Consider the following 13897-nt stretch of genomic DNA (forward strand, 5'->3'; position numbering starts at 1 on the left):
TAGAATTAATGAGTAAAGTGTTAGCACATGCATTCCCTCTGTTCATTTCACGAATTTTGAATTGGAAAATTTAGCTTAGTTTGGGGGAGTTTCTAATGGACAGAGTTCTACTAATTGAGGACGATGATATTATCGGAGAAATGATCTGTATGTATCTGAAAGAGGAAGACTTCCTAGTACTACGGTCCCACAATGGTCAGGAAGGCCTTGCCGCATTGCGTGAGTTCGAACCGGATCTCATTCTTCTCGACCTCAATCTTCCTGACTTTGAAGGAACTGAGCTATGTACCTCCCTTCGGAACATAACTCCTGTGCCCATTATTATTATTTCATCCGACTCTAGAGTGAGCGAAAAGATTGAAGCATTCACCGTAGGTGCTGACGATTACTTATGCAAACCATTCAGCATGCATGAGATGAAAGCCAGAATACAAGCCCTATTACGTCGTTTCAAATTGGGACACCCTCCCGAGACTCCAAAAATTCAGGAAGAACATGAAGTTACCGTACTAGCCATGGATTTAAACATTAATTTGGAAAAAAGAACGCTCTACGTCCGAGGCGAGTCCATCGAAATGACGTTTTCCGAATTCGAGCTTATCCGGCTGCTGTACGAGCACCCCGAACGCGTATACCGCAGAGAAGATCTCATAAATGCATTACGTGGTTTCGATTCCTACATAAACGACCGTGCCATTGACGTTCATATTACGAATTTGCGTAGGAAAATTGAAGTCAATCCCAAAGAACCGAAATACATAAAAACCGTGTGGGGCGTAGGCTATAAATTTGTCATGTGAAGATTGGGCTGTTCCAAAGGCCAATTAGACCTTGAGGGCAGCCGTATATCCATTTGTCGCATAAGGGAAAGCTAGCTACTCAGAGAAATAAGAGTCTTTGGGAGCTTCTATTTGCGCAGAAAGTGGCTGATGGAGCGGAATAAGAGCCTTCAGAGGTTCTTATTTGTCGTTGATAGGGTGAAAAGCTAGCTGCTCAGAGAAATAAGAGTCTTTGGGAGCTTCTATTTGCGCAGAAAGTGATAAATGGAGCGGATCTTTATTGATGAACATAGAGATGCATTCATCCGGCAACCTCAATTGAGTATATTTGACGATAAATTCCGATTTAGGACACCTTCGTTTTGAGCTTAACTTGCTTCGCGTTAACCTTCATAAATAAATTCTTCCAAAAGTTCAACTTAAGCTGCAAATTCTTGCATCTATCCCCCTACTCCCTCTGACTCCATGCTTACTGTGTCGTAAAACAAGGCAATTTGTTGAAACTAGATCTTTATACAAACTTTTACTAATTTTTAGCAAAAATTGGTTGACATAGAAATCATTGATCCTTTAGTATTGGTGTTCTGAAGCCACGCTTGGGGATAACCAAACTACGAAAACAAATGGGTGAGATCTTATGCACAGTAATAAATTAATTTTGGATTTGGGAAGTCATAGTGCCAAAGTGTTCAGGAAATCAAACGATCAAATTGAGCAAGTGGATGTTCTTACATGGGAACTTCTGGAGAGCGGGGTGGACCTGCCGTCTATTGAAGGTACTTTAAAGTCTTTGCTTTCTACGCAGGGCTCCTTTATCGAAGGCCTTGGTCAAGGAGATATTGAAGCTATTGGTACAGAAGCGATGCGAAGATCACCTCAATTGTCCGAACATATGCAGGAAGTTTGTAGGAATTTGAGGATTGCTTACAGAACCATTAGCCAGAAAGAAGAGGCTGACTTGCTGAAGAAAGCTATAGCCGAATCGGATATCCCCAGTGACCTTGATGTGATCAATGCCGGGGGAGGCAGCATCCAAATTATCACGAGTGAAAGCGAAGCTCCTTATCTGATTCCATTCGGCATCTCGGATCTTAATCAACAATTCAACTTGCTTGGGCCACCAGAACAAAGACAGATGGCCACATGTATCAAATGGCTCTCCTGCCGATTACCGGCTTCCTTAGAGCAGTTTGCCTATACAGGCGGTGAGAAAACGTATTTGCGTCATTTCCAGATCGAGCTTGAGGATGATCTGTATTGCCATAGAAATGATTTCACCCAACTAACCAGACAATTGGCAGCGCAGGACCTCCAGACCTTAGAAGCCAACTCTCCCTTCGATCCCAAATGGATGCGTGGGGCCATTGCCTCTAATTGTGTCGTTCTTGCTGGTTTGATCAAATCAGGCGCTTCTAAATTCATGCCATCGGATCTCAATATCGCTCATGGATTTATCAGACAATTATAAATATTACCACTTTTGCAGCAGTCATATATAATCATTAGAGAACATTATACGCAAATAGATAAGGTGGGTCTACTCACATGACGAAGATAATGAATGCCGTTATGATCAAGGAATATGGAGGGATTTCAGGTATTGAATTTGGCGAGACTGCCATCCCGGAAATAAACAGTGGTGAGGTGCTGATTAAAGTACATGCTGCCTCCATTAATCCCGCCGACTTATTATTTCTGCACGGTCATTATGGCATACAACGAGAACTGCCTTCGGTTGGCGGCATGGAAGGATGCGGAACAGTCATCGCGACAGGCAGCAGCCTTGTCGCACGCATGTTAAAAGGGAAACGTGTTGCCTTCGTATCCGAAGTATACGGCTCCTGGGCGCCCTATACCAAAGCAAGTGCTATGACCTGCATGGTGCTGCCAGATCATGTATCCGATGAGCAGGGCGCTGTCTTCTTCGTCAACCCGGCGAGTGCTATGGCCATGGTGAAGATAGCCAAGCAGCATAAATCCAAAGCAATCGTCCAAACAGCCGGTGCTAGCGCACTTGGCAGAATTCTAGTGAAGCTCGGCAAAGAGCATGGTATTCCTGTAATTAGTGTTGTTCGCAAGGAAGAACAAGAACTGTTGCTGAGAGAATTAGGCGGACAGCATATCGTCAATAGCAGCTCAGCTACCTTCTCTGAGGACTTAAAGCGCAAGTCCCATGAGCTTGGAGCTACTGTGTGCTTTGATGCCGTAGGAGGCGACTTGACCGGCCTCGTGCTATCGGCGCTCCCTGATGGCGGTACCATTTTCCAATACGGCCTTCTGGGAGGAAAAACAACAACGATCAACGCCGATGATCTTGTTTTTCGGCGGAAACGTATCGCCGGATTCTGGGCATCCGATTGGGTGAAAACACAATCGATCTTTGAACTTCTCGCCCTGCAGGGCTCGATGAAGAAATCAATCGGATCACAAATCCAAACCGAGATCAGCCAAAACTTCCCGATGAGTCAAACCGTAGATGCTATCCAGCAGTATATGGCGAATATGACTTCGGGCAAAGTACTTCTGCTGCCTGTCTAGATATTGGCATATAAATAAGCGCATGCGCCATTTGGGCGGCATGCGCTTGTTTGTATGTTGGAGACCGTCGATTTATTCATCCAATCTTGTTCTACATGAAAGTGTCTTAAATCGGAATCCATCGTCTTATAGGCTAACTTGAGGCTGCTGGATGAATGCATCTCTATTCACGGTTGAATGATGTTGTAGAAAGTGCAACAATTGCTGCTTAAATCCCGCCTCTGTCGTCCAATAATGATTCAAACCCATTTACAAACCAATGGTCGGTATATATAATGCATACATAGAGATATAAATAGTCGACGTATTAGGTTATAAACGTACATGGAGGGATTACTTTGAAGCAAGAGGAACGCAGGCAGCAAACAACGAAGCTGCTGCTGGATTCAACCAAAGAGCTGATACGGGAAAAAGGGTGTCATTCGATCACTATGAAAGACATCATGGATATATCAGGATTGTCAAAGGGGGCTATCTTCCATTACGTGAAGAGTAAAGACGAAATCTTTGCTTGGGTACTGCAAGAACGGCTAGAAGAGACCAACGAACGCTTTATGAACGAAGTGGAACAAGGTCGCTCAACATTCGAAAATCCAATGCAGAAGATCACAGAAAGTTTATCAGCTTTGGAAGATAGTCAGGATGTAACAAACAAAGTGCTGATGTATTTGCTCGGAAAAGAGGATCATCCTCTTGTAGCGGATGTGCTCAAGCAGTATTATGAGCGATCTGTGCATGTATCCAAACAGTGGATACTGACTGGCCAAGAACATGGGGTCATTCCGGAATCAGTGGATACGGATAAGACAGCGGAGATGTTCGTATTGCTCTCACTCGGTTTACGTTTGCGCTCCTCGATTCCACTGGCCGGGACTTCTTTTAATACCCAAGATTATTCGTTGTTTATGAGAGATATGTTACAAAGCAATTCAAGCCAATAGACTTTAACGGAGGGATATCCATGATACCTTTTTATGTGCTTGTTGTTTCGTTTACGCTATTTAGGGTTCTAGGTCTGTTCGGCTGGTCCTATTTCGACGGTTGGCAAACTCCGCTTCAAATAGCGGTGGCCATCATGCTGCTGGTTACCGCTTCCGCCCACTGGGGTAAAAGCCGACAAGACCTGATCCGGATGGTTCCGCCCGCATTCCCGAGGCCGGATTTGCTGGTTACTGTCACTGGCTGGTTGGAAATTGCCGGAGCCGTCGGTATTCTCCTCCCCGCTACTTCCCGCGTGGCTTCCATCTGCTTGGCGTTGCTGTTTATAGCCATGTTCCCAGCGAATGTGAAGGCAGCCCGAGAACGATTAACAATCGGCGGAAGGCCTACACCTAAGCTGCTTGCTCGAACGCTGCTGCAGCTCGTGTTTCTCGCGGCGGTTCTCTTGGCGGGCAGCGCTAGCTAACCTTTAATTTAGACACCAATTTGCTAACCGTAGTGCCCTGAACCAAAAGAGAAAAGACCACATTGCTGAAGGTCATGGCTAACAATAAATCACGGCCTTCAAAGGACGGAGCCATACTGAGGATCAATGCAATGGATAAGGAACCCTTCAGTCCGCCCCAAGCAATAATAGGCTTCCACGTACTAGGGATCGAACGATCCCTGAGCAGACTAATGTAGACCGCTATAAATCTTGCAGCCACAACAATCAGAATGCTCCCGCCAATCTCCAGCCATTTATCCGTAAAATTAATATTTGAAATTTCTAGCCCTACCATCAGGAAAATTAACGCATTGGCGATAAAAGCAATTACTTCCCAGAAGGAGTCCATCTTATCAAGTGTAAGGTCGGACATCCCAATCGTCTTTCCATATGTCCCCAATAATAGACCCGCAAATACGACAGAGATCACCCCAGATAGATGAAACATCTCTGCCATTTCAAAAACACCATAGAATAGAACAATGGAAAGCCCTATTTCAACCAAATAATTATCGATTTTCGAAGTAATTCTTGAGGCAATGAATCCTCCTACTACACCAATAATGATACCGCCAAGGACAACTTTCACAAACTCAATAGCACCTTCTATGATCCCTGACGTACTGAGAACCGTTGTAACTGCTGCAATTTTGAATAAAACAACGGCTACACCATCATTAGCCAAGCTTTCGCCTTCAACAATCGTGGACAGCTTTTCATTTAATCCCATGGATTTAAAAATACTTAGCACCGACACAGGGTCTGTCGCGGCCATTAGTGCACCGAACACCAAGGATTTTTGTAAAGAAAGACCTAACAAAACATTACAAAGTCCTGCGATTAGCACAAAAGTAATGAATGTTCCTAGCAATGAGAGTAAGAGAATCGGTCGTTTATTCGATTTTAATTCTTGAATATGCAGCTTAAGGGCCGCATCCCCTATTAAAGCTGACAGAAAGATCAGAATGATCGCTGTTTGAAAGACGTGATCCGAAGCGACATACGTTTTGATTTCATCCAGAGCAGGAATCGGCATGACTCCTAACAATAGCCCTGCAATAACCAGCAAAGTTGGATACGGCTGTTTGATCTTGTGCGCTAAATAGGCGACTGCGACGGCAATAGCGAGTAGTACAAGCCAGTAATGGATCATTTGAGCCCTCCCCTAAGATATCTTCTCATCCATCGTCAGTATCCGTTAATAAAGCAAAAAGCGGATTCGACTTCAAACCGAAGGAATCCGCTTTTTAGTGCTAAATTTCCGTGAGTATCGTGAGAATAACGGGTCTCCTGCCCGTCTTTTCATAAAAGAGTCTTCCTAAAACTTCTTTTACGTTCGTTTTAAGCACATTCCATTGATTCACATTTTCTTTCTGGAGCCTGTTTATCGTTTCTGTTGCTAGAATATTAGCTTGATCCATCAGGTCTTCCGACTCTCGAACATAGACAAACCCGCGGGAGATAATATCCGGTCCGGACAAAATTTTACCGTCACTTTTACTAAGCAGGAGGACCACGATCAAGATACCATCCTCGGCCAGTTGTTTACGGTCACGCAGGACAATGTTGCCAACATCCCCTAATCCATCGACAAGGGTATTCCCCGCGTACTCTTTGCGGCTCTGAGTTGCGACCTCGTTCTTGATATCCACAACATCGCCATTATTTAAAATGTAGATGTTAGCCGGGTCCACGCCGACGCCTTCAGCCAAAATTCGGTGCTGATGAAGCATTCTAAACTCGCCATGAATCGGAATAAAGTACTTCGGCTTCATCAGCGTGAGCATTAACTTCAGTTCTTCTTGGCTCCCGTGTCCGGATACGTGCATACCTGTAGATGAGCTCGAACCATAAATGACTTCAGCTCCTAGACTAAATAAATGATCGACAGTCCGCGATACATTGCGTTCATTTCCCGGAATCGGGGATGAGGATAGAATTACGGTGTCTCCACGCATAATTTCAACCTGACGATAATTGGAACGGGATAATCGCGACAATGCAGCCATCGGTTCTCCTTGACTACCGGTACATAAGATCGCTATTTGATCTGGAACCATACGATTGACTTCTCCCGCTTCTACCAGCATCCCTTCAGGAACTGTTAGATAGCCAAGCTCGGAAGCAATTCTTACAACATTAACCATACTGCGGCCAAGTAAGGCTAATTTTCGATTCGTTGCCTGAGCAGCATCAATGACTTGCTGAAGTCTATGAACATTAGAGGCAAAGGTGGCTATGAACACTTTTTGCTTCGCTTTATGAAAAGCGTCTTCTATATGCTTGCCAACAAGACTTTCCGAAGGTGTGTAGCCAGGGCGCTCAGCATTCGTGCTTTCCGATAAAAGAAGTAGAATCCCATTCTTCCCAATCTCCGCCATCTTATGAATATCGGGGTATTGATTATTGACTGGGGTTAAATCAAATTTGAAATCTCCCGTATGTACGACCGTTCCTTCAGGTGTATGAAAGACAACCCCCAAGCAATCAGGGATACTATGATTTGTTTTGAAAAAGGTAGACGTGATTTGCCCTAGCTCGATGCTCGAATCGGAGTCAATTTCAATAAACTTCGTATCTGCAAGCAGTCCAGCCTCTCTCAGCTTACTTTCAATTAGTCCTAGTGTTAGCCGAGTTGCATAAATCGGCATGTTCAATTGTCTTCGTATATACGGAATGCCCCCGATATGATCTTCATGCCCATGCGTAATAATCAGTGCGCGGACTTTGTCACTATTTTCGAGTAAGTAGGTAATATCCGGAACAATCAAATCTATGCCGAGTAAGCTTTCGTCCGGAAACTTGGAGCCACAGTCAATGACAATGATGTCATCTCCATATTGCACCACATACATATTTTTACCGATTTCATTAATTCCACCTAAAGAGAAAACAGACAACTGATTTTCCGTCTTGCGCACCTGAGAGCCCCCCATTTTTACATATACGCTTTAATTTTTCCAGATTAGGAATAACCTATACTCCTATTTTTTCTTGATATCCATTTTCTGAATTCGAAGTTCCGTGTTAAAAGCACAAAGAGGATCCGCACGGGATCCTCTTTGTTAAAGATTTTTATTAAGCCAGAGTAGCTGCGGCATTCGTTCGCTTTCTGGCATAGCCGCGATAAATAAAGGCGAAGACGATGGTCAATATGGCGATTCCTACCATGCCCCAGATGAGATTGTCGAACGCGCGCTCGGTTGGCAATGACTTCTGCCAGACGAGTGCACTCCCCGAAATGGCTACGGCGAAAGCCCCACTGAAAAATTGCAGCAGTTGGAATAAGCCCATACCTGAACCGATCCGTTCCTTCGTCAACTGCCGTGATAGCTCATTTGAGACCGCACTGGAGATAGAAGTGATGCTGATGCTCGTCAGTATATAAACAGCGGCAAGCCCATAAAAGGAATGGACGGCAGTCAGCGCGAGCAACACGGTCGAAACCAGCAGCAGCCAAGGCGTATAGCGGAGGAGCGCGCCGTTGCCGTATCGGTCGATGAGTCGGCCAACCCGATTGGATACCAGCATGGCAAGTAGCGCACCCGGAAAGAGCACAAGACCCGATACGGCCGGAGTTAAACCGAAGACTCTGGCCAGCATTTGCGGGGCAAGGAACAAGAAGGAGAAGCTGATCATGTAGGCGCTAATGCCGATTGCACCAAGCGCCAGATATACTCTGTCGCCGAATAAGGCTGGCAGGACGAATGGATTCGACGCTTTGCGGATGCGCACCGCGAACAATGCCAGGGCAATCACGCCCACAACGAGTGCAGCTATGCTCTTGGATGTGAGGAAGAGCAGCAACCCCGTCGTACCCATCCCGATCAGGACGGCACCAATGAAATCGAACGAACCGCGCGCCGCCTTTTCCCGGGGCAGTATTAGCAGGAAAACTGGGATCAGCAGCAGTGTTAGACCGGTGATCACAAATAGGAAATGCCACCCCAGATACTGAACGATCGATCCGCCGACGACAGGACCCAGCCCGAGGCCAAGTGAGGCTGCTGACAAAATGAACGACATGGCCATGCCCCTGCGGGACACCGGAATGTAACGAGTGACAAGCACGATCGCGAGCGAAGGAATGGCTCCAGCGCCTGCCGCCTGAATAAGCCTCGTGAAAAGCAATAGCCCAAATCCATCGCTGAACATGCCAATCACGGATGCGCCGCCTAATGAGAGCAGTGCCGCCGTGAAGAGCCTTCGTATCGGCACGAAATCGGACAATCGGCTGAAAGTAATCGATGATATGGCAAATACGATAGAGTAGCCCGTCACGATCCATGACGCGGTCGAGGGATTGAGAGAGAATTGTACAGCAATTTTGGGCAATGCCAAATTGAACATCATCGTGTTCATAACGACTAGAATAATGGTTATGCAGAGTAACCAAGAGACCGTCCGTTCTCGCATAATACCGGGTACTTCTGGTTTGGATGGTTGCTCTACTTTCGGTAAATCGGTTGACATACGAATGGTCCTCCCCACTCAAGATGGTCTATCTCAAGGTTACTTAACTGTAGGCCGAAGTTAATTATCTATAATCAATTTCGTTACAGTTTAGCATGGCGGCATTCGCGTGTCAATTAACTTTCATAGATAAGCTATAACAAAAATCACTGCCCCAAACGACAAAAACAGCTACCATATATCTATGATAGCTAAGAATAGTCATATTAGGGGAAGTGCTTATCTATGAAAAAAGAACACATTATTCACTTTAAAGTTATCCACAAGGATAGCATACAGCTTTTAAGAGGGCTTATCTTCTTAGAAGAAAATCAAAAACCTACCATATATGATATTCAACAATGTTTAATAGACTGCGGTCACGATGTTCGAATTGAAAATAAAGATCAGGCTATTTTCAGAGCATATAAACCTGGGGAGCAGTATTGGATTCAGATTTTAAGAGAACAAGAAAGCAATACAAGAGATTTAAATGTCGAGAATTTAGCTAAAAACTTTATGAAAAACGAGCCTACAGCCTAGTCCAGCCATCAAAGCCACTGTGAGAAAAAGGCGTGTCCCGCAGCGTGAAATCCCGGGGGCAGCGCATGCCCCATGAACGGGTGAACCTCGATCGTTTTGTTAACTGATGCGATCCGATTATATGCGGCAAAGATCGTCTCGGGTAAGCAGGTCGTGTCCTTCAGTCCGACCGTCACATGCACGGGCAGCGTAATTCGATGCGCCAGATTCATGATGTCGAAATAACTAAGCGTCCGCAGCACCTCATCAAGGCGGTCCGGGAAGCGAGTTACGAATTCCGCAGCTTCGATAAGCGAACTGACGGATTGCAGTATCCCCAGATCCATGTGGCACATATTCGGTACATGTGCGACTACTGCCCGTAGGTTAGGCTCCAAAGCGGATACAAGCAGCGCCAGTCCGCCTCCTTGGCTGCCGCCAAAAACAAACACCCTCTCGGGGTCTATCTCCGGCATTGCCATTGCACACCGTATTGCACGCAAGCCATCGATAGCTACTGCCCGATAATAGGAACTCTCAGGATCAAGAATCCCCTGTGTCACCCATCCTTTGATCATGCCGAATTCTTGCGGCAGCCCATTGCCGGTCTCCCCTCCTTGCCCCCGAATGTCGATGGCGAGTACAGCATATCCCATAAGCAGCCAAGCAGCGTGATCCTCCGGTTGACCTTTGGAACCTGAGTAACCGTGAAAGGTTACGATACATGGAAGTGGTTGACGCAGCTGAACGGAAGGCAGCATATACCAAGCGTGAACCTTCGTATTTGCTGCACCCTCCAATACAACTTTGTAAACTTCGGCCTGTAAGAAAGGGGAGACGACCGGCTCAATCGTATATCTCACGGATTCTGCTTCTTCCTGGGAGACACGATCCCAAAAATCTTCAAGATCGGTTGGTGCCGTTAACTCCGGCACATACTGTTTCAACGAATGAATCCGTGTTTCTATTGCGTTCATCGCTACACTCCTCGATTAAAATTGTCCATTTAATTATACAATTTTTCTACGAGACAACTCTACCACGGCGTCAACCTACGGTACTGTTCCAACGTAACTCTGCCAAGTAAATCTTCGCCTTTCACGAACCGGTGCAGCTCATCGACGATGAAATCACAGAGCTCGCGCTTCAAAATACCATGAAACCCTCCAATGTGTGGCAAGCATAATACGTTCGGCATTGCCCGCAACTTATGATCGGCTGGCATGGGCTCAATATCGTAAACATCAAGGGCTGCATGTATCCTGCCTTTGCTTAGTTCTTCCAAGAGAGCCTGCTCTTTCACAATAGGCCCGCGAGCCGTATTAATGAAGAGCGCTCCGTCACGCAGCAGACTTAGCTGCTCCGCGCCGATCATCCCCTGCGTGCGAGGTGTCCACGTATTGTGCAACGAGACGATGTCGCTGCGCTCGAACAGTTCATTTAGACCACAGAGCTCGACGCCTTGCGCGGCTGCTTCCTCCTGCGTACAGTAGCTAGAATGCAGCAAGATTCTCGTGTTAAAAGGCTGCAGCATCCGGATCACCTGCTTGGAGATTTCCCCGTAGCCTACCAGACCGATCACTCTTCGTGTCACGCCGAGGATCGTTTCGCGGTTGTTATTGCTCCACTGCCCCTCTTTAAGACGAGTGCTGTATCCCGCTAAGTCCCACGCCCCGGCAAACATCAGTGAACATGCACACTCCGCAGTCGAGAGCGCGAGTACTTTATTAGCCGATGTTACGGCAATCGAAGTATCGAACACATCCTCTTTGACGATTGATGCTACACTCCCTGCTCCATGGCCGATAAACTTCAATCTCTCCGCGCGCTCGAGCACTTCCGGGGTAAAACGAGGCGAACCCCATGAGGTGATGCAGGCATCATATGAACCAATTCGTTCCGACAGATCCTCACTTGTAAATCTCTCATTCAAGGGAATAAAATCAACCTCGGAAAAGCTGGAAAGCTTATTCAAAGTGGGCTCCTGCCAAAATAACTCACGTAATCCAGCGTCAGCGATCGTAACTAATGTTTTCATAGGCTTAACCCTCATTTCATTAGGCTTTGAAATAATTCACGCATAAACGCAACATATGCAGGAAAAATTGTTGCTGGCTCCATACCGTGAATTTGCAGCTCCCTGCGCCATTTGGTCTCCCACTCCAGGGAGTAATAGCCGGTATAGCCCGCTTGTTCAAGCTGGTCTACAATTGAAGCAATCGGCACCTGCCCCTCGCCAACCTTGGTGTACTTCCAGCTCGACTCCAGCGAATCGTCAAAAGGAACGCCGTCTTTGACATGTACATGAACGCACTGCGAGCCGAGTAACGCAATTGTCTCTGCCGGCGTCTCTCCTTCTTCCAACGGATGGATAATATCGTAAATAACCGTGCAATTCGGTCTGTCCACATCATCCAGCAGCTTGCGAAGCGAGCGGCCGGTGGCGAATTCATTATGCGTCTCGATCCATACCTGCACACCGTAAGAGGCCGCATAATCGCAAGCTTGCTTAATCTGGGTTACGATTTCAGGATATGGAATAGCAGGAACTGGGTTGTCTCTGCGGTTATTGAAGTAGCCAAGGAAAATCCGCACTCCGCCAGCCTTCAAATCACGAGCGAGCGAAACGACTTTTTTGAAATTATCGAATTGCTCTGCATCCCCTCTCTCGCCTGTGAAACATACACTTGAACCAATATTGGTGATTCGAATGCCCGCTTCCTCGAATTTCCGAATCGCCACTTTCCGCTCATCCTGAGCCATTTCGGTGGTTATGCCCCATGTGGCCCCTTCCCTCAGCTCCATTCCGCTAAAACCGCATTCCTTGGCAAACATAATCATTTCGGCCAAAGACCAGCCATCGCAGGGGAGCGTGCTAAATGCCAGTTGCTTCATACTGCTTTCCCCCATTTCCTCCTAAATCTAGTTGGTAACTTAATTTCCTTCTATTATTGCAAGGAAATAAAGAAATCGCTTTCCCTTTTCCACGTTTCTTTTGCACAATTCCCCGAATCTGTGTACCATTATCTTTAGCTAATGAGTTACGTACGAATTTAGTGGAGGTCTTGTATGTCTGATTATCCGATCTATGCCTACAAAGGGTTACTCGACGAGCAGTTTCCTTTTAAAATCGAAGTGCGAACACCGCTTAATATGAATCGATATCAGCATGCTCACGAGCACCTACAGCTGTGCTACATGATGTCCGGCAGTTGTCTTCATTGGGCGGCGGGCCAACAATATGTGTTGACCAAAGGTGATCTCTTCTCGATCCCGCCCTTTCAAGAGCATCGTTTGGAACCCCGTGATTCCATGGATTTTGTTATGATACAGGTTGATTTCATGCCCCATGCGATTAATGAAAGCTTTCAGGACCTGGCACATATGCAGACCTTCGTTGATTTTGCCTATATCAGACCCCTGATTTCCGAATCCGATCTGCTGCCCAAAATGGCGTTCCCTCCTCCTACACAGTCCGTGGTCGAGAACCTGCTGAACGTCATTCTCACGGAATGGGAAGAACAAGAAGAAGGCTATCGGTTAGCGATTAAGGCCGAGCTGTTGAAGCTCCTAGTCATTACCGGCAGGCAGTATAAACACTATTCACAAACGCAAAGTCAACATGAGCGCAACAGGGTGGCACATCACCGAGAAGCCTTCTATGAAGCTATCGGATACATGGAAACGCATTACAATGAGGATCTTCATTTGGAAGAGGTTTCCGCAAAAGCATTGATGGCTCCATCTTATTTCAGCAATATGCTGAAGCTTGTGCGAGGTAAATCTTATATCGAACTCTTATCAGCTATTCGTATTCAGGCATCCATGGAGCTACTAGGGGGAACGGACCTCAATGTGACCGAGATTGCTACCCGTGTAGGCTATAATCATATAAGTCATTTCAATAGAACGTTCAAGAAGCACGCAGGCGTAACGCCAGGAGACTATCGTAGGCATCAAACTTAGATGAGGTGAGCAGAAGAGAATGATCCAAGAGACGGATAGAATAAGAAAGAACCCCCTTTCATGGAGGCTGTTTTTTGGCATAAAGCTTGCTTTTGATTTGGCTTTAACCAGTGTTTTCTATTTCAAGAATTCAATTACGATTTTTTGGGGTCTAAGTTTTGTTGTCTTTTCATTAGCGGTTTTTCTTTTTGTTCATTTATTTTATCTAAAGATG

General features: G+C 46.1%; 13 protein-coding genes. 7 read left to right on the plus strand and 6 right to left on the minus strand.

Annotation, left to right across the window (positions count from 1 at the left end; genetic code table 11):
• Positions 1-95: 95 nt before the first annotated feature.
• From AC58UU_RS30210 to AC58UU_RS30230, 5 genes are all read left to right on the plus strand, one after another.
• Positions 96-800: a response regulator transcription factor gene (locus AC58UU_RS30210; RefSeq protein ID WP_497321090.1), complete on the plus strand. Its 705-nt coding sequence runs from the start codon at positions 96-98 to the stop codon at positions 798-800.
• Positions 801-1416: 616 nt separating this feature from the next.
• A complete protein-coding gene (locus AC58UU_RS30215) occupies positions 1417-2247 on the plus strand; it encodes a Ppx/GppA phosphatase family protein (RefSeq protein ID WP_497321092.1) in 831 nt (276 codons plus the stop codon).
• Between the two features lie 77 nt (positions 2248-2324).
• The gene (locus AC58UU_RS30220; RefSeq protein WP_497321094.1) at positions 2325-3317 is read left to right on the plus strand and encodes a zinc-binding dehydrogenase; all 993 of its coding nucleotides are present in this window, start codon (positions 2325-2327) and stop codon (positions 3315-3317) included.
• 338 nt (positions 3318-3655) lie between these two features.
• Positions 3656-4258 (plus strand): TetR/AcrR family transcriptional regulator, encoded by a 603-nt coding sequence (locus AC58UU_RS30225; protein WP_497321096.1) that lies wholly within the window; start codon positions 3656-3658, stop codon positions 4256-4258.
• Between the two features lie 20 nt (positions 4259-4278).
• Positions 4279-4722 (plus strand): DoxX family protein, encoded by a 444-nt coding sequence (locus tag AC58UU_RS30230; protein ID WP_497321098.1) that lies wholly within the window; start codon positions 4279-4281, stop codon positions 4720-4722.
• Here AC58UU_RS30230 and AC58UU_RS30235 read toward each other — a convergent pair.
• The 3 genes from AC58UU_RS30235 to AC58UU_RS30245 all read right to left on the minus strand — a co-directional run bounded on the left by AC58UU_RS30235 (position 4715) and on the right by AC58UU_RS30245 (position 9216).
• Positions 4715-5896 (minus strand): cation:proton antiporter, encoded by a 1182-nt coding sequence (locus AC58UU_RS30235; RefSeq protein WP_497321100.1) that lies wholly within the window; start codon positions 5894-5896, stop codon positions 4715-4717. The two genes, AC58UU_RS30230 and AC58UU_RS30235, sit on opposite strands and share 8 nt — an antisense overlap.
• Positions 5897-5996: 100 nt before the next feature.
• Positions 5997-7679 carry a ribonuclease J gene (locus AC58UU_RS30240; protein WP_497321102.1) on the minus strand — a complete coding sequence of 561 codons (1683 nt, stop codon included), beginning with the start codon at positions 7677-7679 and terminating at the stop codon, positions 5997-5999.
• Positions 7680-7821: 142 nt separating this feature from the next.
• Positions 7822-9216, minus strand: coding sequence for an MFS transporter (locus AC58UU_RS30245; RefSeq protein ID WP_497321104.1), 1395 nt, complete (start codon positions 9214-9216; stop codon positions 7822-7824).
• A gap of 225 nt (positions 9217-9441) precedes the next feature.
• On the opposite strand from AC58UU_RS30245, the gene AC58UU_RS30250 reads away from it, so the two are divergent.
• Complete coding sequence (locus tag AC58UU_RS30250; protein ID WP_497321105.1) at positions 9442-9738, plus strand: hypothetical protein; 297 nt, start codon at positions 9442-9444, stop codon at positions 9736-9738.
• Between the two features lie 8 nt (positions 9739-9746).
• Here AC58UU_RS30250 and AC58UU_RS30255 read toward each other — a convergent pair whose 3' ends face one another.
• Genes AC58UU_RS30255 through AC58UU_RS30265 form a run of 3 tightly spaced genes read right to left on the minus strand, consistent with a single transcriptional unit; the run spans position 9747 to position 12612 of the window.
• A complete protein-coding gene (locus AC58UU_RS30255; RefSeq protein WP_497321107.1) occupies positions 9747-10694 on the minus strand; it encodes an acetylxylan esterase in 948 nt (315 codons plus the stop codon).
• 59 nt (positions 10695-10753) lie between these two features.
• Entirely contained in the window at positions 10754-11755 is a 1002-nt protein-coding gene (locus tag AC58UU_RS30260) for a hydroxyacid dehydrogenase (RefSeq protein WP_497321109.1), read from the minus strand.
• An 11-nt stretch (positions 11756-11766) separates the two neighbouring features.
• Positions 11767-12612: a sugar phosphate isomerase/epimerase family protein gene (locus tag AC58UU_RS30265; protein WP_497321110.1), complete on the minus strand. Its 846-nt coding sequence runs from the start codon at positions 12610-12612 to the stop codon at positions 11767-11769.
• A 174-nt stretch (positions 12613-12786) separates the two neighbouring features.
• Between AC58UU_RS30265 and AC58UU_RS30270 the strand changes: the two genes are divergently transcribed.
• Positions 12787-13683: a helix-turn-helix transcriptional regulator gene (locus AC58UU_RS30270; protein WP_497321112.1), complete on the plus strand. Its 897-nt coding sequence runs from the start codon at positions 12787-12789 to the stop codon at positions 13681-13683.
• The last annotated feature ends 214 nt before the right edge of the window (positions 13684-13897 follow it).

The sequence above is a fragment of the Paenibacillus sp. JT22N1 genome (genome assembly GCF_059692155.1).

Coding starts and splice junctions, on each gene's coding strand:
- AC58UU_RS30210 (WP_497321090.1), top strand. CDS start 96: ATGGACAGAGTTCTACTAATTGAGGACGATGATATTATCGGAGAAATG.
- AC58UU_RS30215 (WP_497321092.1), top strand. CDS start 1,417: ATGCACAGTAATAAATTAATTTTGGATTTGGGAAGTCATAGTGCCAAA.
- AC58UU_RS30220 (WP_497321094.1), top strand. CDS start 2,325: ATGACGAAGATAATGAATGCCGTTATGATCAAGGAATATGGAGGGATT.
- AC58UU_RS30230 (WP_497321098.1), top strand. CDS start 4,279: ATGATACCTTTTTATGTGCTTGTTGTTTCGTTTACGCTATTTAGGGTT.
- AC58UU_RS30235 (WP_497321100.1), bottom strand. CDS start 5,896: ATGATCCATTACTGGCTTGTACTACTCGCTATTGCCGTCGCAGTCGCC.
- AC58UU_RS30240 (WP_497321102.1), bottom strand. CDS start 7,679: ATGGGGGGCTCTCAGGTGCGCAAGACGGAAAATCAGTTGTCTGTTTTC.
- AC58UU_RS30245 (WP_497321104.1), bottom strand. CDS start 9,216: ATGTCAACCGATTTACCGAAAGTAGAGCAACCATCCAAACCAGAAGTA.
- AC58UU_RS30250 (WP_497321105.1), top strand. CDS start 9,442: ATGAAAAAAGAACACATTATTCACTTTAAAGTTATCCACAAGGATAGC.
- AC58UU_RS30255 (WP_497321107.1), bottom strand. CDS start 10,694: ATGAACGCAATAGAAACACGGATTCATTCGTTGAAACAGTATGTGCCG.
- AC58UU_RS30260 (WP_497321109.1), bottom strand. CDS start 11,755: ATGAAAACATTAGTTACGATCGCTGACGCTGGATTACGTGAGTTATTT.
- AC58UU_RS30265 (WP_497321110.1), bottom strand. CDS start 12,612: ATGAAGCAACTGGCATTTAGCACGCTCCCCTGCGATGGCTGGTCTTTG.
- AC58UU_RS30270 (WP_497321112.1), top strand. CDS start 12,787: ATGTCTGATTATCCGATCTATGCCTACAAAGGGTTACTCGACGAGCAG.